General features: G+C 64.3%; 18 protein-coding genes. 4 read left to right on the forward strand and 14 right to left on the reverse strand.

Going from position 1 to position 25238, the window contains the following annotated elements; genetic code table 11:
• Window positions 1-110 precede the first annotated feature (110 nt).
• From ACGFMK_RS41010 to ACGFMK_RS41020, 3 genes are all read left to right on the forward strand, one after another.
• The gene (locus tag ACGFMK_RS41010) at window positions 111-1655 is read left to right on the forward strand and encodes a DUF1045 domain-containing protein (protein WP_392774903.1); all 1545 of its coding nucleotides are present in this window, start codon (window positions 111-113) and stop codon (window positions 1653-1655) included.
• On the forward strand, window positions 1645-2676 hold the full coding sequence (locus ACGFMK_RS41015; RefSeq protein ID WP_392774904.1) for a mevalonate kinase: 1032 nt from the start codon (window positions 1645-1647) through the stop codon (window positions 2674-2676). The genes ACGFMK_RS41010 and ACGFMK_RS41015 overlap by 11 nt, the downstream gene beginning before the upstream one ends.
• 1187 nt (window positions 2677-3863) lie before the next feature.
• On the forward strand, window positions 3864-4196 hold the full coding sequence (locus ACGFMK_RS41020; RefSeq protein WP_392774905.1) for a hypothetical protein: 333 nt from the start codon (window positions 3864-3866) through the stop codon (window positions 4194-4196).
• 107 nt (window positions 4197-4303) lie between these two features.
• On the opposite strand, the gene ACGFMK_RS41025 is transcribed toward ACGFMK_RS41020, so the two are convergent.
• Both ACGFMK_RS41025 and ACGFMK_RS41030 read right to left on the reverse strand, forming a co-directional pair.
• Complete coding sequence (locus ACGFMK_RS41025; RefSeq protein ID WP_392774907.1) at window positions 4304-4780, reverse strand: transposase; 477 nt, start codon at window positions 4778-4780, stop codon at window positions 4304-4306.
• A gap of 219 nt (window positions 4781-4999) precedes the next feature.
• A complete protein-coding gene (locus tag ACGFMK_RS41030) occupies window positions 5000-5248 on the reverse strand; it encodes a hypothetical protein (protein WP_392774909.1) in 249 nt (82 codons plus the stop codon).
• A gap of 191 nt (window positions 5249-5439) precedes the next feature.
• On the opposite strand from ACGFMK_RS41030, the gene ACGFMK_RS41035 reads away from it, so the two are divergent.
• Window positions 5440-6075 (forward strand): DNA-binding response regulator, encoded by a 636-nt coding sequence (locus ACGFMK_RS41035; protein ID WP_392774911.1) that lies wholly within the window; start codon window positions 5440-5442, stop codon window positions 6073-6075.
• On the opposite strand, the gene ACGFMK_RS41040 is transcribed toward ACGFMK_RS41035, so the two are convergent.
• From ACGFMK_RS41040 to ACGFMK_RS41095, 12 genes are all read right to left on the reverse strand, one after another.
• Complete coding sequence (locus tag ACGFMK_RS41040) at window positions 6070-9612, reverse strand: hypothetical protein (protein WP_392774912.1); 3543 nt, start codon at window positions 9610-9612, stop codon at window positions 6070-6072. The two genes, ACGFMK_RS41035 and ACGFMK_RS41040, sit on opposite strands and share 6 nt — an antisense overlap.
• A gap of 116 nt (window positions 9613-9728) precedes the next feature.
• Window positions 9729-10631 (reverse strand): S-4TM family putative pore-forming effector, encoded by a 903-nt coding sequence (locus ACGFMK_RS41045; RefSeq protein ID WP_392774914.1) that lies wholly within the window; start codon window positions 10629-10631, stop codon window positions 9729-9731.
• Window positions 10632-11243: 612 nt separating this feature from the next.
• Window positions 11244-11483 (reverse strand): hypothetical protein, encoded by a 240-nt coding sequence (locus tag ACGFMK_RS41050; RefSeq protein ID WP_392774916.1) that lies wholly within the window; start codon window positions 11481-11483, stop codon window positions 11244-11246.
• A gap of 16 nt (window positions 11484-11499) precedes the next feature.
• On the reverse strand, window positions 11500-11916 hold the full coding sequence (locus tag ACGFMK_RS41055; protein WP_392774933.1) for a hypothetical protein: 417 nt from the start codon (window positions 11914-11916) through the stop codon (window positions 11500-11502).
• Window positions 11873-12040: an AAA family ATPase gene (locus tag ACGFMK_RS41060; RefSeq protein ID WP_392774918.1), complete on the reverse strand. Its 168-nt coding sequence runs from the start codon at window positions 12038-12040 to the stop codon at window positions 11873-11875. Before ACGFMK_RS41060 ends, ACGFMK_RS41055 begins: the two co-directional genes overlap by 44 nt.
• Before the next feature lie 439 nt (window positions 12041-12479).
• A complete protein-coding gene (locus ACGFMK_RS41065) occupies window positions 12480-13577 on the reverse strand; it encodes a transposase (protein WP_392774920.1) in 1098 nt (365 codons plus the stop codon).
• Between the two features lie 207 nt (window positions 13578-13784).
• Window positions 13785-14210 (reverse strand): hypothetical protein, encoded by a 426-nt coding sequence (locus tag ACGFMK_RS41070; protein ID WP_392774922.1) that lies wholly within the window; start codon window positions 14208-14210, stop codon window positions 13785-13787.
• A 230-nt stretch (window positions 14211-14440) separates the two neighbouring features.
• Entirely contained in the window at window positions 14441-15478 is a 1038-nt protein-coding gene (locus ACGFMK_RS41075; RefSeq protein WP_392774924.1) for a hypothetical protein, read from the reverse strand.
• On the reverse strand, window positions 15475-19968 hold the full coding sequence (locus ACGFMK_RS41080) for a hypothetical protein (RefSeq protein WP_392774926.1): 4494 nt from the start codon (window positions 19966-19968) through the stop codon (window positions 15475-15477). Before ACGFMK_RS41080 ends, ACGFMK_RS41075 begins: the two co-directional genes overlap by 4 nt.
• Window positions 19965-20696 (reverse strand): hypothetical protein, encoded by a 732-nt coding sequence (locus tag ACGFMK_RS41085; protein ID WP_392774928.1) that lies wholly within the window; start codon window positions 20694-20696, stop codon window positions 19965-19967. Before ACGFMK_RS41085 ends, ACGFMK_RS41080 begins: the two co-directional genes overlap by 4 nt.
• A complete protein-coding gene (locus tag ACGFMK_RS41090) occupies window positions 20693-22270 on the reverse strand; it encodes a hypothetical protein (protein ID WP_392774930.1) in 1578 nt (525 codons plus the stop codon). The genes ACGFMK_RS41085 and ACGFMK_RS41090 overlap by 4 nt, the downstream gene beginning before the upstream one ends.
• 438 nt (window positions 22271-22708) lie before the next feature.
• Window positions 22709-24577: a hypothetical protein gene (locus ACGFMK_RS41095; protein ID WP_392774932.1), complete on the reverse strand. Its 1869-nt coding sequence runs from the start codon at window positions 24575-24577 to the stop codon at window positions 22709-22711.
• Window positions 24578-25238 lie beyond the last annotated feature (661 nt).

The raw sequence follows: 25238 nt of genomic DNA on the forward strand, positions 1-25238 counted from the left end.
ATGACGCAGCCACGCCTGAGACTATCTTGGACTACGATCCATTTATCTAGGGTGCGCTTGAATGCTCACGTAACTGTTGTTGTTTTTCAGTTGGTTGCTAAAGGAGAATTATGGGTGAGCGTGAGCAGCGAAACACGATGCGGTGGGTTATATTCAGCGTGTTTGTTGGCCTTTTCACGCTAACATCTGTACTGATAGCGTGGGCAACTTTCTTTGGCCGCACGCCGGCCTCAGTTGAGGACCAGTCCTTGTTGATCAAAGGGTTTCTGATAGAGGTTGCCGCCGCTGTGCTCGCGCTTTTCTATCAGCTGTTTCGATTGCAGCGGGGGGATGTCCATCCGAAAAACTCGACTAAAGGCCTCCTCGATAGTCCACTTATCAACATATATCCACGGAGTCAGCATTCAGAGTTCTTTGCGAAGGCTGAGGAACTCATGGCGACCGCATCGCGTATTACACTGGTTGCCAATGGCGTGAATCTATTGTGGGAGAATCATCTACTTGAGTCGCTGATGAGAGCAGGGAGGGATCGCGGTGCGCGAGTGATGATCTGCATGGGAAACACTCACAGTCCGGGCGTTCAGGGGCGAATGATTGAAGAGCAAATGGGCGCGAATCACCCTACCGTGCATTCATCAGGAATAGACAGGTATGCTCGGATGATTGTCGAGAGGCTAAAGATCGACGGCTCGCACGAGAATATCGAGCTTCGACTCTTCGACAACTATCCGACGTTTGCAACATTGATCTTCGATAATGATGTTTTCGTTTATCCGTACGGCTATCAGGTGCTTGGCAACGCGAGCCCCATGTTTCATTTCGTAAACGACGGATCTGACGAGGTCAAATTCTTTGTCGACAATGCTAACCGTGTAATAAAAGACTCCTCTCCGGCGGCAGATATAATAGCTCGGCGAAGAAATCGCAGCCATTTCGCGCCTGACTGGATATCTGCTGCCGTTTACATCATTCCACCTCCTGGGCAAAAGTTCTACGAGCTGGCATCGTCGATACTCGGCTATGATATCTGGACTGCTGGCACTGTCGCAGCGAATGCCAAGGTTAAACAACTGAGGCGTTATGTTGGCGAGGCAGTCGATTATGGTACACATGCCACATTGGCTGATTCACTCCTATTTTCAAGCGAAGGTCAAATTGAGAGAATAAGGGCGGACCTGAAACACCTGGCAGAGCAATACCCACGCTTCCAGCTGAATCGTCTATCCGTCGTCCAGAGTCCGCAGGACCCGAGAGCCGTGATCATCCGCGCCGGTGACGATTCTGGCGTTATGGAGGCCCTCCACCACGAGTTGGTATCTAGGGTCTACAGCCTTGCAGTGTCATCGAGTTTTCTAAGCGGTCGTACAACGAAGAAGATTCCAATAGAAGATGTTCGGTCGCAGTTGATGCTTGAGCGGTACGGGTCCCCCTTCATTCTCAATGCGATGATGCCGCATTTTACATTGCTCAGCAGGGGACCGACTGACCCGCAGTTGATGGCACGACTTATCGAAACGGTTGCTGATCTGTTTATGGACGGCTACCTCGAACCAATCGACGTCACGGAAATCGCCCTGGTCATCAAGAAACCATACGAGCCTCATTGGAGCATCTTGGAGACCTATACGCTGTGTGGTCCACGTGGTGGAGACTGAGCCGCACCAGACTCGCTCAGGGCAGGCGTCAGCACCGGCGCGAGTCTGCCTAGCCGGTGAGGATCTGGACTGGTTGGGCGGTGCGTCGATACAGGCGGCGATTAATCTGAGGGTCGACTACCGCTGCGATTGGGCCAGTAGGCCGGCCCCGTTCGAGATTTCGGCCTCGGGCGCGTTCATCGGGGCAACCAGAGCCATCGACGCATGGTCGCTGCCGACCTTCTCCTGGGCAAAATTGCCGGCGATTTGTGCTACTTATGGCTGCGATCGTGCCGACGGAGAGTGGCCGTATAGAATTACCATCAAGTCAGACGTGCCTGCCGGTGCTGGGCTAGCAAGTAGTGCCGCTTTGTGCGTGGCCGGGCTGGCGGCATGTGCCCCAGGGATTGGGGCACAGGATCTGATGCGGTTGGGTTGGCAGGCTGAGTATCGGTTAGCGGCGCGTACGGTGGGGCCGATGGACTACGCACCCTGCGCGGTCGGAGGTGTTTCCCGTGTGTCGTGTAGTGAATCAGGTGTCGACACGCTAGAATTGCTCAACTGGCCGCGAGCCGCCCGGCTATTGGTGATTAATACCGGGATAGCCCGTAACACGAGTGACGTGATCACATGGAAAAGGGCGCGCCAGGCTGCAGCAGATGCCGGCGTGGCCCGCTATGTCGCCAAGACACGGGCGCTGGTGACGCAACTTGGTCAGATTCTGTCATCAGCCGAGCCTGATATAGTAGATCTCGGCAACTCGATTACAGCCGCCCATGCGACGTTGCGGGACGATATGCGGGTCAGCAATTTTGCGCTGGAAAGCTGCGTTTCAAGCCTGCTGCGTATCGGCGCTGTCGGCGCGAAGATAACTGGCAGTGGCATGGGAGGCTGCGTCTTCGGCGTGTTTCACGAGTTGGACGCTGAACGTGCGTTCCGTGAAGTGGCCCGGCAAGGCATGTGGGCCCAGCTAGTACATGTTTCGATGACAGGCGCTGAAGGACATCGCGACCACTTCCGCGGAGTTGACGGTGTTATGTGAAATGAATCAAAGGTGCTTCGCTGAAAGTCCTCAGTCGAGGGTACGCTCGATGTCGGTGAATGCCCATCGTCGTCGAGGGCTAGACGTCTGCGGCCACGAAGGCAGAACTCCAAATTGGCGGTGCAGCGGATCGCCGAGCGGACGACGTCAAGGACCATCACGGCGCGTGCTCGGCATACACCGAGAAGCCGCTGTCAGCGGGATGCAGCGCCCATGTACGTGCATAGAGACGCTCCTGCGGATCCGTGGATCCGTAGGTAATTGAGTGTCCGAGGACGATCTTGCTCGATAGCAACAACATTTAGCCCCTAAGAGGTTAGCCACACCTAATCAATCAGGAATCTGAGCAACCAACGGCCGTACGGTCCAGGCTGAAAGATCGTGGATATCTTGCTCGCTAACCACAACGCTCAGGCTCGGTTGATCGAGCACCCAAATCAGGTCAACGCCACAGCTACGGACGCTCATAGGCACGTCACCCCGACCGCGGCGACTGGACTGCCTGGGGAACGCTGCTGACTATGTATCTTTCGACTCGACGATGCGATCCGCCGAGGCGCCCCTCGACCCTTGCCCACCCGGCGGCCAGGCGCGCAGCAGGGTCTACTGGCAGGAGTCCGCCGCCGTCTACAACGACACCGGCTACCCATGTCAGGCGGCCGAAGTCCGCCAGCGCCTCCACGACGCCCAGGCTAAACCCCGCCCCCTACGCATGAAATCGTGGCCGGGCAGATTACCCGCGCCCTCGCTGGCCTGGTGCGATCCGAGGCGACACCGGCCGCAGTGCTCGACACCGTCGGCGACATCATCCGATGCACCGACCGCGGCGAAGTCACCCGCACCCCGACGTGCCTCGTAGCCGGTAACGTTCCCGCCCGGCGGGTCCTGAACTGGGGGTGGCCGACGGATCGTCCGCCTCGACGACCTGACTGCAGCTCCTACACGACCTCCTCGACGAGGCGTGCATCCTCAACAACCACTCCCGCGACCTCGACGTCGGGACGGAGGTCCACGTGGCTGCCCAAGACGGCGCAGCGCGTGCCAGAGTGGGTACAGCCGATGCTGGCCAAGCCCGAGGACAGCCAGCAGCCCCGAGTGGGCCCCAGTTGGACGCTGCTTGCTCAGGATGTAGCCAATGGATCGGGGATCGTGACAGAATACTTGTCCCCGTCCCCCGGAGTCGATCCATGATCAGCCAAGCCAGCTCTCGCCGACGAAAGATCACCTTCAACGGGTCAACGGTCACCATCCGTGCCGACATCAAGAAAGGCATGTTCGGCGACAAAAAGGCGAACAGCTTTCCCATTAGCGCCATCACCAACATCAGTAACAATCCACCCGGATTCAGTGGTCCAGGTGTCCTCAAGTTCACGGTGAACGGCAAGTCCACTGAAGTGCTCGACAACCCCGCAGGAGGTGGAGACAAGGTAGACATGCAGACCTTTTGCTACGGCACCCTTGAGAAAAGCCGGGTAGCAAAGCTGGTAGAGAAGATCGAGAAAGCAATGCAGTTATGCTAAGAGCTTGTCTCATGCGGTGAGTTTGCGGAGTTTCTTGTAGCAAGTGAGGCTGGCTCCGAGGATGAGGAAGGCGAGAAAGTGTTCGGCTTTGCGTTTGTAGCGCAGGGTCAAGCGCCGGTATCCGGTGAGCCAGGCCATGGTTCGTTCGATAACCTAACGATGCTTGCCGAGCTTGTCCTTGGACTCACAATGCCTTTACGCGCGATCCGGACCTTGATGCCGCGGTCGCGGACCCAGCGCCGCAACTCGGGCTGGTCGTAGGCCTTGTCGGCGTGCAGCTTAACCAGCTTACGCCGCCGCGGACCGCGGCGGGACTTTGTTGCCGGGATCGCCATCACCAGCGGCTTGAGGGCGTGGGAGTCGTGAGTGTTGGCCGCGGAGACGGCGACTGTGAGCGGCAGCCCGGAGCGGTCGGACAGGGTGTGGATCTTCGAGCCGGGCTTGCCGCGCCTACCGGGCTGGGACCGGTCACGGAGCCCCTTTATCACGCGTACGCAGGCACCGTCCACGATCACGCGGCTCCAGTCGAGCAGGCCCTGGCTGCCGAGTTCGTCCAGCAGCGCGCAGCTGTCGCCACAGCCCAACCTTGGTCCACTAACCGAAGCGTTGCCAATGCAACGTCCACTCCGTTGCCGGCACTGATCGTGCTCGCATTGGCCACGACGTCGGTGGCGGTCCGGCAGACTCTGATGCTTCCGCTGGCGGCCCGCGTACCACATCGCCAGCACCGCGCTGACGTGAGTGCCGAGCATTCGTGCCGCGGCAAGAGAGCGTGCGGCAGGCTCTCCTCTCCAGGTGCGGATTCAGTATGGCAGATCGCTGGGACGCATCGCGTTCATGACGTTGCGGACTAGATCTTCGGGCACGTCGTGCCGCCCGCGATAGCGGATCGCCTGATGGATGGCCTTCGGCCCCCAGTCTCCGGGGCACTCATCGATCGTATCGATGATCAGCCGTACCATCGCGTCGGTGAAGTCCATCGAGATGTTCTGGCGGTTGTGGCGCTTGATTGGTCGGTATAGGCGCTTGCCGATGTCGTCGTCGAGAACCACAGTGACCTCCCTCAACCATCTCTCCAGTTCGACGCTAGGGAGAATGCGCCGCGCAGGTCCACGACCGATGAGTGGTAGGAACATGACCGGGACGTGCAGAAACCTGTCGGATCGTCGGGATGGCCTGGTTCGTGCGCCGATCCTGGATGTGCCAACTGAGGTCTTTGTTGCGCGTGGGAGGTTCTCCGGCTGTGGCGGTCCATGTCGCTGTCCTTGATCCTCTGCCGATCTTCCAGAAGGGCGTCGCCGCTGTACTGTCGATTGCCGGATATGTCGTGGAGGAACCCCCGGATCCGCACTCGTGGGCGCAACAGACGCGATCGGCGGTGGTCCTGCTCACGCTGTGCGCAGAGCGAGATTGGCAACTACTGGAGCGGCTTTGTAGAGCGGCGCTTCGGACGGCCGTCATTGCGCTAGTCGAGGAGGCTGGTACTGGACCGGGAGTCCGGGCGATTCGTGCGGGGGCCCGCTCAGTGCTGCCGCGCCAGGCCACAGCCGCAGCACTGCTGCGGACCGTGGAGGCGACGATTGAGGGGCAGGCGGTACTGCCGACGGCGGTCGCGGCCGCGCTTGTTTCCGGTGGGCGCGCAGCACCGGATGCACATGCGGTGCCGGCGGAGAATCAGCTAACGTGGCTGCGTCAGCTCGCCGCCGGCACAACGGTGGCACAGCTGGCTGACGACGCCGGATACTCGGAACGAGCGATGTACCGGCTGCTACAGACGTTGTACCAGCAGATGGGGGTCAGCTCCCGGATGCAAGCGATCATGCGAGCGCACGATCTCGGATGGCTGAGCGCAACCAAGGTGCGTCCGGCTCGGTCATAGAGAACCGGTGATCGCGTCGAGGATCGGCTGCAGACGGCCGGACTGGCGGTGACCTTCCGCCAGCCGCCGTACGAGGTACACCAACCGCACTTCAACGCCGGGGGCGGAGGGTCGCGTTTGCGCGCGGGCTCTGCGGAAATAGTCGGCCGCCTCGCGCAGGGCCACGTCGTCCGTCAGAGCCGGCCAAGAACGGGCGTACCCGAGGAACTGCAGCGCACCGACATCTCGCAAGTCGCGGCGGTGACGCCCAGCGGCCTCGGCCCGCAGTTGCTCGAAATGCCGGTCCGCCTCACCGGTGTACCCAGCCAGTGCGGCTACCAGCGCACGGAGTGCGAGGACGACAAGCGATCGACCTCTGCGTCGATGCCGGTCGGCCTTTTCGACTGCCCTACCCGCCTCGTCGAGATCATCGCGCTGCAGTAACGCCATGCACCGCGTTGTTTGCGCCTGTAGTTGGATGAACGGGGTGCGTAAGCGTCGGGCTGCGAAGAAGGCGGCCTCGGCCACCTCGAGCGCCTCGGCCTCACGGCCTTCGGTGAGCAGCAGTAGGTCGGCCCGCCCGTCGACGCATGCCGTACGCAGAGCCTCATCCGCGTGTTCGACCGCGTCGGCTTCGGCCGCGGCGATGAGCCGCTCAGCCCCGGACAGGTCGTTGGTCTCGGCGTACCACCGGGCCAGCTTCAGCGCCAGGTTGACCGCGCGATCCGACCCGGCACTCTGCGCGATCGACAGCGCCTGCCGGGCCAGTGGAATCGCTGAGGTGTAGTCCGCCCAGCGGCGACGGCAGTCGGCGAGCCCTTCCAGCGCGCTCATGCGATCCGTGGCTCCCCCGAACAGTTCAGCCGCGTGCAACGCTCTGCGAAAACGCCTCTCAGACTTCTCGGTTTCGCCCGCCTCCCAATGCATGGCGGCCATATTGGTCTCGATCCGCAACTGGTTCTGCCTGTCGTCGACGCGGACTGCGATCTCCAACGCTTCCTTGAACGCACCGGCGGCGTCAGAGAAGCGGCGCCGACTCGCATAAAGGTCGCCGAGGGCGTTGTAGTTGTCCATCTGATGGATGGGGTCGTCCAGGAGTTGCCTTATTGCTTCACGTCGCGGCAAGAGCCGGAGCTCCAGGTCCCATCGCCTCAGTAGCATGTCGGTGCGCTGAATCAGCTCGTAGGCAGGTCCGTACAGCCTGGCGCGCCGCCATACATCGATCTCGGCGAAGTACATGTCGAGATCGTCGACGTCGTGTACGTCGACGGGAAGCTTACGCTTGAATCCCAACTGCTTCGCGGCATTGAACAGCATGTCCTGCCAATCCTCGGGGTTGACTGGCGGCGCCTCCAGAAGCTGGAGGGGGTCGCCGGCCGGGATGCAGTAATGGTCGCCTGCCACTGTGATCAGACGCCGCATCGCCAGCTTTCGAAGCGTTTCCGCGACGTTCTCTTCAGCGATTCGATGCTGGAGGATGGCAGCGACCGTAGCAGCCTCGACCAGTGTTCCGAATGCGGCGAGTGCGGCCAGCACTAACTTGGTCTTGTCAGGCAGCTGCCGCCTCTGCTGATCGGCAAGGAACTGCGGCACTTTCCCAGGTGAAAGCTTCCCTATTTTCGCCGCCAGCGCCTCAGCACCGTATTCTCCGTCAAGCGAGGAAACAATGTCGTTGGCGACGGTCGCATACATCGGGTTGCCCTGCAAACGATCGCGCAACATCACGCGGACAGTGTGTTCTAGACCCGTCAGTCCGGCGTACCCGGCCGGGTCGAGCCACAGAAGGTACTGGCTGAAATGCGGCTCTCGCAGGCCTTGGACGTGGATGAGCCATGCGTTGTCGGGCCACGTGTTGGAGCGTGCTGACTTGGGTACATCTCGAGTCACGAGGACCGCCCTGGCGCGCCGCGTCGGCGCCTGCGACAACACCTCCAGGGCATCGTCGAATTCCTCGTCGGCGACGGTCCCTGCCTGGCGGTCCAGCAATACCTGAGCTTGGTCGATGATGATGGCGAGCGGCGCGTCGAGTGCGTCCAAGGCTGTGTCGAGCCGGGCCGGGGGTGCCTCATCGGGACGCCCCGGTGCATCCCGTGCAGCACAAGCCTCGATGTCCTCGATGAGGGTCATCGCGTCAGGCCGCACGACCCCGGCGGCGTCATGCTCGAACACCTGCACCCCCGCGTTCCGCACCGCAGCGGCAGCCTCGGCGACCAGCGTCGACTTTCCGACGCCCGCCGTGCCGTGCACCACGATCACGGCGGGCCCTGTGCCAAGAAAGGCCGCACGGAGATCTTCCCTGATTTCCTTTTGGTTGACGATTTTCTGTTTTTGTATTAACGATTCCGGTTCGTGAAATCGTGATGAGGCACGGCGCTCCGTCGGTCGATCCGGACCGAAGACGGCCGGGGTCACCCGCAGCGGTTCCTCCTCGGATTGGGCGGTCGTCAGGGTTGCAGCCAGTCGGGCGGCCAGCCGCAGGCACCACCACTGCCCCTCCGGGCCGACGGAATCGTAGGTGGTATGGAGCAGCGCGGCAGCGAGCACCGAGACCCGCAGTTGTTCCTCCCAAGCTTCCCCCCAACCGTCCTGGGCGAACGGCGCGCCGCCGGGCTCACGCAGCGCCTCGATGACGGACACCAAGTCGGTTGGTGAGCCCGCTGGCCACTGCGACGGGTTGAGGATGTATTCCAGGAGCACGTTGCGCTCCGCCGAAGCGAGTCGTTCGACTCGATGTGCCAGAATCGACACGAGCAGCGTTGCCGGATCGCGGCTTAGCGGTGCGGTATCCTCGAACGCGGAAAGGTCGATCAACCAGAATTTGCCTGGTTCCACGGTCTCAATGGGCGTGGTCAGCACCAGTACGTTGTCGGGATGAAGATCGCCGTGGCTGCGTCCGGTCAAGTAGGTCTGCGGCGCTACGGTGACCGGCGCGACTTCGAGGGCCAGCGCCAGAGGGTTGGGCAGTGTCCCATCCTCGTCTGTCGAGATCCGAGGGAACGTGGGGGGAACAACCCAGTCGTCGAGGCGGCCGCGTAGCTCTAGCCGCAGGAGCTCCGGAATCGTCGATTGTGCTGCGTGGTAGGCGGCGCCGGTGTGGTCCTCGAGCAGTGCAGCGCGAATGGCGCGACAGGCGTCGGCGAGATCTGTGCCACGCAACCTCGCCAGGGTCCGCAGCCGCTTGAGGTGGCCTTCGCCGGCAATCCCCTGGAAGCTGACGATCTCGCCACCGGGGCACTCCACCGGATCGAACGGCACGTCCACGAGGTGCCGGCGGACGAACTCCTGCCGGAATGACTGCCGCAGGGCCGCAGCGTGACGGGCACTTTCCGGTCGGCTCGTGGCTGCCGGGCTCACCTTGGCGATGCAGCGCACCGGTCGGGAATGGTCCGCCTGGTCGTAGGCCACCACGACTGCAGCCAGTACCGCTCCGGTGTAGCCCGAAGCGGTCCACTCGGTGCTGTCTCTGGTAATGATCTGATTTCGCTGCGCCAGTGCTCGCCGGACAGCATCCGCTGGGCCCTGACCGAGTGCCTCCGCGAGCGGATCCGGCTCAGCCATTACGAGGTACCTCGCGTTGTCCCCGACGGGCAGGCCGCCCGCGGTCCCGACAGTGACGTGCCTGCTAGTGTCGCACGTCTGCCACCAGACTGGTACTGGCCGGAAGCCGTGAGAGTTCAATCCGGCGCATGCAACTTGACCTGTTCCTCGAGCAACCGCATGCGATACTCGAAGTCACGCTTGTCCCTATCGTGGAAACGGCGGAAGAACCACACCGGCGTGCGGGGTTGCTGCCGACGAACCTGGAACAGCGCATCCTGTACTTGACGCACGAGGTCCTCCAAGGCCGGGCCGGTGACTGCAAGCGTCTCCGGGTCGGCGAGGGCCGCAGCCGCAATGTCGCGCACCCGGGCGCGCTCACGGGTATTGGACATCTGAGCCCGATAGGTGTCCAGGCACAACAACAACAGGCCCAGTGACGGCACGAACCACCCGCTGACCAAATCTGAGATTCGCAGTCCTGCGGCGAAACCGACGCCGAACCCGACAATGGTCCACAACACCGCGACGCCCAGCAGCAGTTGTGCGTAGCGCTGGCGGACCTTGGAGCCCCAGGCGAGGTTCTGCTCCAGGCAGAACCAGACGTCGTAGGGCGAAGCGACGGCGGCGACCAGGTAATAGTCGCGCAGGCGTGACTCATCACCGCGGTAACGGTTCTTGAGGTCGCTCACGTGATCCTCTGGTATCCGTTCGCCGACTGCCACCCGGTTCCAGGGTAGCTCGAAGAGTTCGGTGTCGAGCATCTCCTGCAAGGTTGCGCTGACTCGCTGGTAGCGCGCTGCCCACGGGGCCAGCACCATAGTGTAGACCGCCGTCCAGAGCGCGCCCGCCAGACTAATGGCCGGAACGGTGGTCGGCACGACCCGCGCGAGCACACCGAGGACAGCCACGGCCATAGACGTTGCCAGCGCGGTCGCGTGGGCCCGCTGAGCATGCCGGTGAGCCACCGCTATCGCGCGATGCAGGTCAAGAATTCGCTTGCTGTTCTGCCGTGCTGCGAGTCCAGGCTTTTCGGCCATACCAGCCTCCTCGAACCGTTGAGCGCCAGCTCGATCATAGGATCGGAGGACTGCAGGCAGTCCAGGTCGCGGCAGGTTGCCCTGGTGCGGCGAACTAGCCGTCGGCGACCCTCCGGACTGTGCGGTAAACCGTGAGCGCCAGCACCCAATGGTCTGAATAGACGACAGGACTACTGCAACGGCAACTCATCGGATGTCCGGCGGCGGTTGGTAGCACGGGCGTCCCTCGTTCGAGCGGGCGGTGATCCGCAGCGCGTAGTCGACACCGAACCCGACGTCGACCAGCCGTGCCCAGGAAAGGTAAACGCCCGCGGCATTTCGGCCAGCCCGAGGAAGGCCTGGTAGGTGGCGCCCGGCTCGTCGTCGTCCGGCGTCACGCACTTGACGAACCGGCGGTTCAACAATCCCGGCGGTCCCCAACCCTGCCGGTCCTCGGCCGGGTCGGTCCGGCCGCCTTCGTCGAACACACAGTTGCCTAGTGTCGTCAGCCGAGCGCGTCCGCTTCCCCCGTCGCACGGCGTGCGGGTTAGCGTCCAGCCGAACATCCGCGGAAACCGCCGCGACCCGGTGCAAAAGCGGCCGACCAGGCATCGCCGCGGCTCTTCGGCGCGGTCAATGGGTGAACCAGGTGCCGATCATGGCGGCGACCCCGTCGAGGTTGAACAGGATGCCGAGGAAGATCGCCGCGATCACGCCGTACTTGATCGCCCGGGTGAAGTTCCCGCGCGTGCCGATAAGCAGCCCGATCCCGCCCACGATGGCGGCCAGCAGGATCAGCTGGCGGACAGACTGGTCGCCCCAGGCCAGGTCGGTGTCGATCCAGGACTTCACGTCCGCGGCCAGTACGATCACCGGACTTCTCCTCGGGCTACCGGGCCGCCAGCAGCGGCGCCGGCTCGATGCCAGCCCGCGCGACCAGCGTCAGCGCGTAGTCGACCGGCCTCGCGGCTTGGCCCGGCTCGACCTTTTCGTGCGTGCGCACTTCGGTGACCTGCACAGCCGCGTATGGTGCCGGCCGAGGCAGGACGAGGCTTGCCCCGGGGCTGACGAACCTCTCCAGCTGGCTTTGCCCCGCGAGGTAGGCAGCCAGAAGCCCGGTGCCTGACTGCCCGACCGGCCCGCTCGGATCGGCGACCTCGTCGTAAGCCAGCACGATGGCGCTACCGGTGCCGGGGCAAACCACCGGCATGGGCAGGGCGTCTGGCTGGCTCGGCCAGCTTCGACTTGCCGGAAGAAACGGATTAGCCGCGCTGGGAGCGTTCCTGCCCGAGAGTGTCGAACTCATCCAGCAACAACACGCAGGGGGTCTGCTCTGCGAACTGAACCACCGCTTCGAGGTTGCGCGCGGTGTCGCCGAGGTAGGACGACCTGATCGCTGCCAGCGACGCAGTGGCGACCGGAAGGCTCAACTCGGCGGCGATCGCTACTTAAGCTCTACAACCACCGCAGTGACCCCACCACCAGGGCGACCACCCAGCAGCAGTGCATCGACCCGCTGCCCGCTACCAGGCAACTCGTACTCCAGCAGCAGCCGCAGATTGCCTAGCCCAGCCTGCCGGAGCATGTGGAACAGCCACGGCCAGCTCTTGTGCCAGCTCAGCTCCTCAGAGCCACCAGGCGGCCGGCCGCACAACTGGACGAAGCGCTCAGTGCAACGAGCGACGAACCTTTGCCGACGCCGACTTGAGCTGATCAGCCAGTTCGGCGACGGTCCCCCCATGGACAAACATACTCAAATCATACCAGAGGGCACCGACATCGCGGGAAGTGATCACGCGTCAGCTGACCGACAAGGTTCGTGTCCCTAGGGACACGAACCCAGTGTCCGAGGACGATATTGCTCGCTATCTACACGCCTGTTCCTCGGCTGAACTTGTGGGGTTCCATAAGTCTGTCACCGGTTCTGACCAGCAGCTTTACGCTGCCCGTTCGTACTCGTTGATCAAGCCTCCGAGTACCTGCTGTTGCTTGATCCGATGCGAGCTGAGGTCTGCCACGGGGTGGGTCGGCCGGGGTGGGCGCAGCTCGCGGGAACGGTGTGGTCGTCGACCGTTGTAGTGCCGGACGTACTCGGCGAGCACGGCGTGCAGATGCCTCTCGCTCACGATCAAACATGCGATCGGTGAGCTCGGTTCTGGCCGTGAGCACGAACCGCTCGGCGTAGCAGTTCGCCCGCGGGCAGCTCGGCGGAATCCTTACCGTCTCGATGCCCACGTCAGTCAGGACGGCGTCGAACGAGGCCGCGAACTGACCGGCCCGGTCCCGGATGAGAAACCTGAAGTCGTCGCCTCGATCGCCGAGCTCCATCACGAGGTCGCGGATCCGCTGTGTGGTCCACCTGCCGTCCGGGTTCGTGGTCGTGCCGAGCACATGGGCATAGCGGCTGCCGACTTCCAGCACGAAGAACACGTAGATTCTTCTGAGGGTGAGCGCGCAGTCGACGTGGAAGAAGTCGCAGGCCAGCATCGTCGAGGCCTGTGTGCGTAGCAACTGCCGCCAGGTTGTGTCGGTGTGCCGGGCCGGCGCGGGAGGTATGCGTGCCCGCTTCAGGATCCGCCGGATCGTCGAGGAACCGACCCGGTGTCCGAGCTTGAGCAGCTCACCCTGAATCCTCTTGTAGCACCAACGGTGGTTCTCCCTGGCCATCCGTTCGATCAGCCCAGCGATCACCTCGTCGACAGGCGGACGCCAGACCCGGTGTGGATAGGTCCACTTCGCGGCTACCAGGCGCCGATGCCAGCGCAGGATCGTTCCCGGGGTAACCAACCGGTGTATCCACAGCGCCTTGGGCAGCAGCCGAACCAGCGCGGCGAACACAGCCCGATCGGCCCAGTCCAGACGAGGTTTCGAGGTTTCTCTGCGCAGCACAGCGACCTCATGGCGTAACACCAGCAACTCGACGTCCTTCGACTCCGACGAGCGGCCGAGCAACACCAGCAGGCCCACCAGCCGGAGGAAAAATCAGGTAAAGCAGACGCAGCACCATGGCTGCCGATCATGCCCTGCTCGTCAAACGCGCCTGTCGCCGCAGGCCAGATGCGTGGGCCGACTTCAGGAACCGACAGGTCGAAGACGCGCAGGGTTGTTCCCTCCGAGGCGGTCGACCGAGGACAGAACTCGCCTCGGAGAGCCGCGCCAGATCCCGTTCTACGACTAATTCAAAGGTGAATCCTCGCTCATCAACTTTCTCCTGATCATCACTCGAAGGGGAATTTTCTCACTTGCCCGAAGCTTCTTGTCGCGAGCGTATTGAGGGCGACGTATCTCCACCAGGTTGTAGAGGTACTGAAAGTACTCCTGCCAACGCCCAGGATCCGCCGATCCTGAATCCGCTCGCTTAGCGCGCTCCGCCTCGATGAGCGGGCACATCTTTTCCCATGTGTCAATGATGGAGCCGCCGAGATATCCCGCGACTGGCTCGAGGTCAACAACGTCATGGAGCACCAGCGCACCCACGTTGTCGTAGTACCAGGCTAGGTCGCGAACGAGCACCTGTTGCTCCAATGGAAGGCAAGCTAGCCCCTGGCTCAAGTCGAACCCGCCGATCTCATAGAAGACGAACCTGCGCGCTTGAGCCAACCGATCGCTCCTATGCTCCCTGAACAGGTCAACAAGTACCGACAGTGAATTCGAATGTCTAGCCAACCGAATCTGCCGTCGAGTGTTCACGAGCGACGCGAACAACGCGACTAAAGACAACGCGAACGCAGCAACCTGCACTTAAACTCCAACCTTGAGGACCGTGACGTGCAGAAGCGCCAAGCATGTCGCCGACGGCGAGCGGATCCAAGCCATGCCAAGCCAATCGCTTAAGCAGCCGGGCCAGCGGCCCACGCGGACACGGCGTCGACCGGGACCAGCTCCTGGGCTATCCGCCCACCCGCCGACCGCACATAGGACAAGTGGTCCCACAGGTCGCGGCCGAGCCACTCCTGACCGGCCGCGTTCGTCCAGTCGAACGTACCGGCCTCCTGTACGGCAAGCCCCACCATCGCCTTCCACAGGCCCGCCGCCGACCGGACTTCGACATCGGCAGCCGAGCCGGCCGCCGCCACGGCGGTCGCCGTGCCGACCGGGTCGTAGTCTCCCCAGTACCACGCGACGCCTCGCACCGGTCCTTGCCCGGCGACGTCCACCGCAAGCGATGGGACCTGTACCGGGAATGTCCTGCCGGAACCCCAGACGACCGCGCCGATGTCGTGGCCGGAACTCTTCCTCAGCTCCTCCACGGCCACCCAATATGTATCGCTGTTTTCGACGATGAGTGCGTCCGGCCCCGGGCCCACCGCGGCGGCCGGAGCAGGTGGGGCGAGCCGTCGGCACCCGAGCATCTCGAGACTCAGGCGGTCAGGACCGAACAGCTTGGTCCGTTCCAGCTGGTCGAGCCGCTTCTCCCTGGCGAAGATCTCGGCGGAGCGGTAGCGGACTGGCACAATGGGAAGCGTCGCCGGTTCGACCCGGCCAAACCACTCGTTGAGCGCCACCAAGTCGTCGAAGAGGCCCGGCTGCAGCGTCGACAACGACGACACCCAGCCCAGCCGACGGCACCACGGAAACGTCATCCAGGTTCGCTCGTTGCCCGCTCGCCGCGAGGCCGGAACGAGAATGTGGCGTGGCAAAGCGGGAACCGTGGATTTGTCCCAGGCCTGCTTCGGTAGTTCGATCACCAGAGAATCGGACAGTTCCACCAGCGCGTCCTTCAGCGCGGCCGCCTGCCCGGGGTCGCCGGTGAAGCGCGGCGCGGCGCGATTCCACAACTCCCAAAGCACGTCGAACTCGATCTTCACAGCTTTCGCATCGAGGATTGCCTCGCGGAATGCGGCGATCTCGGACGGGCGGACGATCATCCGCCCACCTCGTACCGGGTCGCGTCGACCCAGTTGCGGGCCAAGGCTCGGTCACGCCCCCGCGTGATGGCATCGAGGACGTCGACGCCGTCCACCACCGTGGCGCGTAACTGCAGGTAGGAGAGGTTACGGCGCAGATCACCGTCGTTCCGGAGCTTCACGATCACCGAACCGTCGCCGGTAAAAGCCGCGTCGACGGCCGGATCGTGTAGGCCGGTCGCGCAGACGAGCTGGACCCCGGAATGGGCAGCGAGCCGGTGTTGCATCTGGATCAGCGCTTCGGCCGACGCAGCACCGAACGGGTTGTCCAGGAGCAGCGTCCCGGCCGGCCGAGGGCCGCCCAGCCGGTGCGCGGACCGGACACGGGACAGGGCGCAGTACACCAGCACGGCCAGGGTGAGCACCTGACCGCCGGAGAACTCGATCGGGATGCGGTCCGGCGGGCAGTAGCGCACCCGGCCGTCGATCGACGGTTTGAGGATCTCGATCGACCACGCGCCGGCCCGGGTCCGGTCCCGCACGGTCTCACGGACGGCGTCGGCGAGCCACCGAGCGCGGACTTCGGACGACCGGGCCCGCTTCGGGTTGCCGCTCAATTCGGCTGACCAGCTGTCGATGCGAGTTGCCAGGCGGGCTGCGGCTTCATCGTCCGGCGCCTCGTCGAACCGGATCTTGATCGCAGGCTGTTGGGAAAGGTCGCCGAGCCCGTCAGGCAACTTGGAGTATCGCGACACCTCACGCAGCATCCGGCGCTGGTCGCGGCAGAGCGAAAGCAGACTGTCCCGCAGGATGGCCCGGTGTTTGTCGAGTTCTCCGAGATCGGCGGCGGCCGACTCGGCCATGGCCCGGATCCTTCTAGCGAGACTCTCCGCTTCGGCGACCAGGTCGGGCTCCGGCAATGACCGGACCCGGATGGCTGCCGCTGCTTCGAGCGCCGACCAGCGGACGTTCAGCGCACTGCTGCGTGCAGCGATGACGGCCTCCTGCAGCTGCTCCTTGGCGGCGCGATCGTCATGGTCAGCGGTGACTTTTTGGGCGAGATACGTCCGCATCTGCTCACGAGCGACGCTCTTCGTGCCTTCGAAGACGCGGGCAGTCGGCAGTCTGCCGGCGGTCCACAAGCCTGCGATGTCCCGCAGGGAATCGACGTCTTCGGAGACCGCCTTGACGAACTCCTGCGCCTCGTTCTCCGCGGTCTCAGCTTCATCGCGAATGGTGCGGAGCTCGACATTGCGGATCTCCAGCCGCTCGAGCAGGGCCGGGATGTCATCGGGCCCGCCGGGCTGCCACTCCGTTCCGGCGAGATCGATGTGGTTCTGGTGGTCCGAGCCTGCCGGCTGTGCCTCGGCCAGGATTCGTTCGGCTTCCTTGAGGTCGGCCTTTGCGCTGGCCAAGACGGCTCGCTTGGTGTCGGAGTCCGTCCGAGCGCGCTTCTGGGCGCCAACCCGGCTGGCTTGTGACGACGCCTCGCTGGTCGCGGCCAGTGCCCGGGCGTCGGCGAGTACCGGCGGATCGAACTGGCTCGTGCGTGCCACTGCCTGGCTGACCCGCTTCCGCGCGCGGTTCCGTGCGTCGGCTTCAACCATTCCCTGCTCGGCACTTGCCAGCTCCGTCCGCAGGGCCTGCCACGCGTCCCGGAGCACCTCGAGGTTGCCGCCGGGGTCGGCAGCCGCCTCGTCGACGCCCAGTTGCGCCCGATCCCGCTGGTAGGTCGCACAGGCGCTTCGTGCGTCCGAGGCTCTTTGGGTCTGCTGGGTGAAGATGCTGCCGGCGTTCTCGACAGTCGCTTTCGCGCTGTTCTGTTCGTCGATAAGCCGAGCACGCCGGCTGTTCAGCCCTGGCAGCAGAGCAGCGGCCGCACCGGCCGCACCGGCCGCTCCCACGACGGCTTCGAGTGCCGCAGCCTCGTTCACGTGCTGACCGGCTTTCAGCTTGAGAAGACGCTGCTCGTTGCCTTCGACGCGGGCCGATCGGGCCTTCTGTTGGTGCCCTTCCCGCTTTGCCACCAGGGTTTCACGGCGTTCTTCCGCTCCGGCAACTGCTTCCGAAGCGGCGTCGAGAGCTTGAGCCAGCTCTTCTCGGGTGGTCTGGCCCCAGCGCCGGCCAAAGTCCAAGCAATGCGAGGCAGCGTCGCGGTACTGCCGTGCGGCCTCAAGGGCGTCACGCGCAGCCTGGCCGTCCTCACGAGCGGTGCGCTCCAGGTCCTGTCGTGCCTCGGCTGCCCAGACCCGGTCCCACGTGGCACGGTGCGGCACCACGACGTGGTGCCGGGTATCCGGCTCGTCCTCGAGCACTGTGGTCGCCGACGGGGCGAGCTGGACAGTGACCGGCGTCCTGGTGTGCACTGGTTGCGCCGTCAGGACGGCGACCCCGTCCTCGAACCGGCTTGGGTCGCTGATGACCACACCACCAGCCAGCACCGGCCGGTTCTCGATGAACGCGGCGCGCCGGTCCGGATCTGCGACGTTGCGTTCGATCCAGCTCAAGCCGGTCGATGCCCCGATCCGAGCCTCGGTGAGTCTCGTCAGCACGGCCAAGGTGTCCGGCCCGGCAGGCGCGATCCCTGCGCCGTCGATTAGGGCCAGTTCCTCCGTCGCCTTGCGGGCCCGCTCGGAATGCTGCGAAGCCCGGACGTCAGCGTCCTGCGCCGACTCCATCGCCAACTTCGCGGCGCGAACCACCGCCGCGCCGTCGGATGGACGGCCACCGATCAGGTCCACGACGATCTCTTCGTCCCCGATGACGGCCAGGTCGCCGTCGAATCCCGTGAGCTTGGTTTGACCATCGTGCGCAATCGACCGGAGGCCGACGAGCTCACGGTCCAATTCTTCGATCTCGGCTCCGAGGCGTTCTGCAGCTCGGTCCGCGGTCTCGGCGGCTGCGTCGGCCCGCTCAGCTGCCTGAGACGCCGTACCACGGGCGTCTTGCCAACGACGCTTGCAGGCATCCGGGGCTTCGTCCTCGTCCAGCCAGCCTGCATTGACCGCCGCCGCCGTCTGCTGCTCGGCGTCCTCGCGCTTCCGCTTGATTTGAGCCAGGTCGTTCTTGAGGCGCTCGAGTTCACCAGCCAGATCGACCAGCTGGTTCGCGGCATGATTCGCGAGTTCCTTCGCGGCCTGCGCCTCCGCATCCGCCGATTCCGCGAGCTCGGTCGATTCGACGGCCAAGGCGTCGAGCCTGCCAGCGGTGCGCGCCGCCGCGTCATCGACTTCGGCGCGTAGCGAATCCAGACTAGCGTCCGCAGCCTGGTAGGCGAGCTCCGCGGCGGCACTCTCCTGGCGAGCGGTCTCAAGATCGATGACGGCGTCGACTGCCTGCCACGCCTGCTCGTGCTTCTGCGCTTTGACCGCTTCGACGTCCGCTGACTCGACGGCTTGCACAGCGAGTCCGGTCCGCGCCCGAGCCTCCTCGAGTAGAAGCTGCAGCCGAATGTCGCTGATCCGGCCATAGGCCTGGCGCGCGCGGTTGGCCTCGGCCTTGGCCGCCTCCAGCGACGCCTTGAGCTCGACCAGAGACGCTTCGTCGCGCTCGATGCGGTTATCCAAGGCCGCAGCGTGCTCGCCGCCGCGAGCGTGTGCCTGGCGCGCCAAGGCGCCAGTGGTCTCTGCATCCGACCGTCGGGACGCGACGAGCTCGATGAGCGGTGCAATCTCCGCGCCGAAGCCAGCGATCGCTTCCAGATCGGCGCGCTGGGAAGCCAGTCCGGCGTACTCCTCGAGGCTGGACGTGAAGGTCTCCAGCTCACGCTGGTCGTTCAGCGCGGCCACGAAGAACCGGACAACGTTGTCCGGCGAATCAAAGGAATTCAGCAGCTTCTCCGCGCCGGCCTCGGAGTCGTTCATGCGCATCTGGTAGCCGAACAGCGTGGGGTCGACGCTCGTCCGTTCTTCGAGGGCCTTCGTCCACTTCTGCTGCGTGTCGGTCAGGATTCCCTGTGCACGGGGATGGGTGGCGATCAGCTCGTCGACGGCACCGCAGAACGCGCGGTAGGGCTGTCTGCGATCGCCGGCGAAAAACGGCAGTTCGTCGAGCCCCGGCAGGTCAGACCCGGTGGTGAATAGGTACCAGGAGCGGAACAGGTTGCTCGTCGAGCGGGACGCGTGCGGAGGCTGCCGCCTGCCGTCCTTCCATTCCATCACCGCGCCTGTCACCGTGCGCCTGCCCGTGGTGGCGTCCTCCCATTCGCACACGATGTGCGACGTGTCGCCGGTGAGGACGTAGTCGCCGAGCACCTTGCCACCGACCTGCGCCCGCGCGGCGGGCACGATCAGGCTGCACACCAGCGTGATCAAGGTCGACTTGCCGCCGGTGTTGGTCAAGGAGAGGAGGACCCGCGCCGCCGCACCGTCGTGGGTCGTGAAGTCGAGATCCAGCGGATCGAACCGGGCGCCCTCCGGACCGACCCCGCAGAGCTTGATCCGCCGCAACCTCAGCGGCGGCACCGGCATAGCGGGCGGTTCGACCGGGGTGGTGAACAGTGTGCCGGTCATCGCGGATCCGCCGGACCGTGTTCGGTCGGCGCGGGCAAATCATTGACCAGCGAGTAGAGATCCGAGTCCTCGGTGAGAGTGGCCACGGCGTGGCGGAACCTCGGCCGTGCCGACCAGGTGCCTCCGTCCGTGTCGCCCCGGGCGTTCAGGTAACCGGCCTCCGTCAGCAGTTTGCAGATCCGGTTCACTGCGCCGGCCCGGTCACCGGCTGACCGTCGTTGTGCGTTGGGTCTGGCCGGTGGGAGGTCCAGCCACCGGCGCCAGCCCTCCACCAGGTCATCGTCGACGTCGCTGTCCTCACCGGACTCGTCGGCCAGCCGCTGCGCTGCCCGGTCCAAGGTGTCCACAACGGACTGGGTGGTGAACACCGCGACCCGATCGGGGTCGTCGACCATGCCGGCTTCCGGGTAGGCGGTGCGGGCCACCGCCAGCAGGACAGCGCCAATCACGGTCCGCTGAGAGGGCTGGGCGCGCCTGACGATGTCGCCTGTGGTCAACCGCACCAGCGAATGGTGCCGAGCGGTGACGATGATGCCGTCCCGGCCGTCCACCTGGAGATCGAGCCCCGCACCGGAGAACACGCGATCCACGGCCGCCGCGAAGTCGGGCTCATCGAGGTAACGGCTCACGATGCGATGCAGCTCTTCGCTGCGGGCTGGCGTTTCCCGGGGGCGGGCAGCCCAGGCAAAGAACTTCCCAATGTCGATGTCATCGGTCGACGGCCTCATCCGGCTGCCCCTTCCCCCAGGTCCTCGCCGATGACCGGTCGGGCAGCGAGTGCCGCCGCCGGCGGCTCGGTGATGTCCGCCAGTACTTCACCTGGTACCAGCAGAAGGTCGTCGGCGCCGATGTCGCCGCTGTCGATCCGTGCCCCGGTGGTGACCGCCACGACGACCCGGTCGCCGGCGGACCGCCCGGCCAGCCGCGCAGCCCACGCCCGGTGCGCCGCGTGCACGATCGCCGCGGTTAGCAAGCCTGCGTCCAGCGGTGGCTCATCCGGCTCGGTCCCGGTTTCGGCAGCGATGCGATCGGCCCGCCTCAGAAGCTGGGAGAGCCGGATCGGACCATCGATGCCCGCGAGCACGGCCTCCACCGTGTCTTCGTACCACTCCCACCACTCGCGGTCGATTTCACTGCCGAACTCAGGCGGCTGGTACTCCTCGCCCAGCCGTGGCGGGGGTACCGGGGCGCACAGCTCGTCCGTGAGCGTGGACAGCGAAGGCCACCAGCGAACCGGCAGTCCGCCGCACCAAGCCACCAAACGATCGGCCACTCCGGCGGCGACGGCGGTGCTGCGCGCGAGGTAGGGCGCCAGCAAGTCAGTGCCGAGATCGAATCGTCGTGCCGTTCGCGGCGTGCGGCGGAACCGATCGTCCAGTGCCTCCCGCAGCCGACTGCGCGCACCGATCAGGTGACGGTGCAGCTCGTCGTGGCGTCGACGGCATTCCCGCAGGATTTCGATCAGTTGGTTGGCTGCGTCCAGCTTCGTCTGGTCGTCGAGCTGCGCGCGACGATCCGCGACTGCGTCGAGCAGCGCTGATTCGGCGTCGAGCCGATCCTTGACGTGTTCGAGCGCGTCTTGCAGCAGAACGGGCACCGCACCGAGCCAGTCGTGAGCGTCCGGATCGATCAGCGTGTCGGCGACGATCCGCCGGATCCGCTCCTGGTACTGGATCGACCGGTACCGGGCGAGCTTGGCGATCTGCACGGCCGACTCGACCGCGCCGCGCGCGATCAAGGCGTTGAGCTGCGCCTCGTTGGCGATCTGCGCGGCCTCGATGTCCAGGTCGAGTGCTTCGACGAAGATGTTGATCGCCTGCTCGGAAGCGCGCAGGTGCTCGATTCCCTCACTGCCGGTCGGGTGCAGGTAGAGCAGGCGGAAGCGCTGGTTGCGCCATGCCGGGTCGGTCGCCGTGTGCACGAGGTGCTTGACGATTTCGACGTCCGTCGTGACCAGTGAAACGAGCACCCGTTCCGCGACTGACGCCCACTCCGCCTCCTGCGCGTCCGACACCTGTCGCGCCGCTTGGCTGATCGCGTATTCGAGGGTCTCCTCCCAGGTCCGCCCAGCGGAGATCCCCATCGCCAGCGCCACCTGGTCGATCACGGCCAGCGAGATGGTGAACAAGTCGTAGTGGTCCCAGTGCGCACCGTCCAGAGCACCCTTTGTGCGTTCGATGTCGGTGAGCACCTGGATCGGAGCGAGCGCACGCCGCCTCCGCGTGATCGACTCGTCATCGGTCGGGATCAGCACGTCCCGGCCGTCGAGCGACGGCTCCCACGGCTCGGCCAGCGACGACATCGAAATCCCCCTACCCACGCCTCTCCGGCCGAAGCGCTTTCTGCGATCTACCGAGAAAGATCGTTCGCCAGCAATCCGTATTACTACCTGTGCCGCGGAATCACCCATCTGCCGCAGCGGCAGCGACGGCCTCAGCCCCGGATACCGTCGTGGGTCCGCTCATACCTGCCAACTACGCCCTCGAAGCGGCCCCAACACCGGACACAGCACGCAGTGCCGTCGAACGAGCTCGGCGACCAAGATGTACAACAGAATTTCGGTCGATGCCACTGCTCGATTGGACCAGGCGGCACATCGTTCGAGCCGCTGCCTGATCGGTGCGTCGTACTCTCGTTCCGGGGCCGTGCAGCCCTTGCGGTGATTCGTTGCGGCACGGGTGGGTCGAACCAGGACTCGTCCTGATCGTCTCAACACGCGTGCGGAGTGCGAACCTCAGTGCTAGCCGCTGCCGATTACGGTCAGGTCGGTCACGTACTTGACCGCGGCGAGGCGCGCCATTTTGAGCTGCATCTCCAGCAACTGCAGGCGGAGCGTATTCTGGCTGACGACGCCGTTCGCAATGTCCTCTGACAGCTTTCCGTACAACGTCCGGCTGAGGTTGGGCTGGACGATCACCACCTCGGTGGTGCCCTTGCCGCGGCTCGCCTCTAATCTCGCCAGGAAGCTGGCACGACGATCGTCGACACGAACGCCGTCGAGCCAGCAGGCAGGCGCCTTCAAGGTAGTACTTGCCAGTCGGCGAGCCAGCAACTCCTTGTCCATGTACAGCATGTTCTTCTGAGCTTGCGCGACCACCACGTCGTAGTCCACGACTTTCACACCACGGTTGTCCGACCCGTTGCTCGATGCCTTGACGTGAAACACGCGCAACAAATTTTCTTCATCGATATGGAAGAAGTCAGCGGCCTCGCCGGAGCTGTCGTCACAGATCAGCCAACCCTCGCTGCAGTACTCCACCATCCACGCGAACAGCGAGTCATCGCCTGCCTTGGCGATCGCTTCGTGAATCTCCGGTGTCGACTGCAGCTTCCCCGGTTTTTCTTTCGTGATGTCGTAGCCGTCGAAGCTCTCCCAAGCCCAGCCAGGGAAGGGTGTGGGTGAGTAATCTTCCTTCCAGAGCCGCCCGAAGGAGTACTTGTGGCCCGAGGCGAAATAGACCTCGAGCAATTGACCGACATTGAGAGCCGCACAAACATCTCGAGCTTCGAGCGAGGGCTCACGCGCCCCTCGGTCGAACCCGACATCGAGGTAGAACCGGTCGTCGAACCGATTCAGGCTCGCGACCAGCCGACCACCGATCACACCTCCGAGACCCACGTCGAGCTTGAACCTCGTGCCCCCGGCTCCCTCCTGGACATTGAGGACCGCGTCTTGGAGCAACACAGCGGCCTCCTCGACCTGTTCGCCGCCGCGCAGCGACTCCGGGAGCGAATCCAGGTTGACGGGGAGTACCTCGTAGGCTTCGGACACTTCGCTCAAGTCGAAGACCTCGTGGGCGGTCTCCGGGAATGCGGAGAACCCCGTGGGCGCCTTGATCACCTCCGCAGTGACATCCAGGATCTCGCCCATCGTGAGCACGTAGGTGCGGAAGTCGGGCGAGTCCTTGAACCAGATCTGCGAATTGCTGACCGTGATGCCGACCTTGCCCTTGAGATAGACGACTTCGGGGTCGTCAGGCATCTCGCAGCGCGCCGCATCCCAGGCGAAAAAAGCGTCTTCTACAGGATCGAGCGCCACGCCGACGTTGTCGCCGCCGATCGCCTTGCTGGTCGGCCGGAGCGCGCTCCTGCGCTGAGTAGACCGCATCCAGATGTTCTTCGCCGCACCTTGCATGAAGGCCTCTTCGAGAACCCCCGCCGCGAGGCGCCGCAGCGGCGGCCGCGGCGCCTTGTCGAGCTCCTTCTGGAGCCTGTCCAACACATTGCGGTCCGCGCGCACGGCCATCAGCTCGCCTCGCCGCAGAGCGACGATCAATTCATGAGACACGTTCACGTACTCCGAGGTCGGCAGAACCCATCCAGGCCGGCTCTGCTGCCGACGGACACAGCCGAAAAGTTGATCCACCTGCAGCGACTCCAACGAGCCGACACCGGGTACGGCTTCGTCACCGGACAGACTCAACTCGCTTTCGGCCACGGTGCGAACGCTCATCCCCTGCCGCGCCCGTCCCGGTTTCCTCAGCAGGCGGACGAGGGCACCGAAGGCGAGCGCCGGATCATCAACGCACCGAAGCACGATGACCGACATGAACGGCTTGAGCTCGTTCCATGGCACCTCGTCGACCGCAACGTCGAGTTCGCTCGTCATAGTCCGTCACCACCCGACAGCAAGAACAATCACTCTGCACAAGGCTCACAGGAGAAAGAGATCAACTAAACGTCGTCACGCTCAGCGGTCGTCAGCGTGCGACAAACGGTCTAACGCCCCTCTTGAACTGCAAGAAAAGACTACATTTTGACTACTTTTTGTCACGTTTGCCGAGGATGCACCCGCGCCGCGGGACGCTCGATCGGCCCCCATGAAGCGGCCGCTGAACCCCACGCGAGCAGGCTCCCGAGCGACCGAAGCCGTCTTCATACCGCAGTGACACTCCCTCGGCCAGGAACGTGAAGTACGTTTTCCTCCTGCTCGAATTGCGGCGTCGGCACGGTACCCGTAGAGGATCGTGCGCAGGTCGTCGACCTGGTCGGGCTGGATCCCTTCCCGGCGCCTCCGCCAGCTGGCGTTCCGGCCCGAGTCAGGCGGCCGATCTCCGCGTGCTCGCGGCTTATCGTCACCGTGCTCTCCTGGCCGTCCGCCGCTACTCCGTCTCTTCGACCAGACTGCGGCGACCCACCCTCGCCCCGCCCTACGCGTGCGGGCTAAGAGGACGGCTTAGGGGTCAGTTCAGAATGAGTTTGCGTAGGCAGATCATGGAGCAGGCCAGGCTGAGGATGGCTCGATGCACGTCGGCTCGGCGTTCGGTGCG

It is taken from the genome of Amycolatopsis sp. NPDC049252 (assembly GCF_043197175.1).
Lineage (GTDB): Bacteria > Actinomycetota > Actinomycetes > Mycobacteriales > Pseudonocardiaceae > Amycolatopsis.

Coding starts and splice junctions, on each gene's coding strand:
- ACGFMK_RS41040 (WP_392774912.1), bottom strand. CDS start 9,612: ATGGCTGAGCCGGATCCGCTCGCGGAGGCACTCGGTCAGGGCCCAGCG.
- ACGFMK_RS41010 (WP_392774903.1), top strand. CDS start 111: ATGGGTGAGCGTGAGCAGCGAAACACGATGCGGTGGGTTATATTCAGC.
- ACGFMK_RS41095 (WP_392774932.1), bottom strand. CDS start 24,577: ATGACGAGCGAACTCGACGTTGCGGTCGACGAGGTGCCATGGAACGAG.
- ACGFMK_RS41055 (WP_392774933.1), bottom strand. CDS start 11,916: ATGAGTTCGACACTCTCGGGCAGGAACGCTCCCAGCGCGGCTAATCCG.
- ACGFMK_RS41090 (WP_392774930.1), bottom strand. CDS start 22,270: ATGTCGTCGCTGGCCGAGCCGTGGGAGCCGTCGCTCGACGGCCGGGAC.
- ACGFMK_RS41045 (WP_392774914.1), bottom strand. CDS start 10,631: ATGGCCGAAAAGCCTGGACTCGCAGCACGGCAGAACAGCAAGCGAATT.
- ACGFMK_RS41075 (WP_392774924.1), bottom strand. CDS start 15,478: ATGATCGTCCGCCCGTCCGAGATCGCCGCATTCCGCGAGGCAATCCTC.
- ACGFMK_RS41080 (WP_392774926.1), bottom strand. CDS start 19,968: ATGACCGGCACACTGTTCACCACCCCGGTCGAACCGCCCGCTATGCCG.
- ACGFMK_RS41085 (WP_392774928.1), bottom strand. CDS start 20,696: ATGAGGCCGTCGACCGATGACATCGACATTGGGAAGTTCTTTGCCTGG.
- ACGFMK_RS41020 (WP_392774905.1), top strand. CDS start 3,864: ATGATCAGCCAAGCCAGCTCTCGCCGACGAAAGATCACCTTCAACGGG.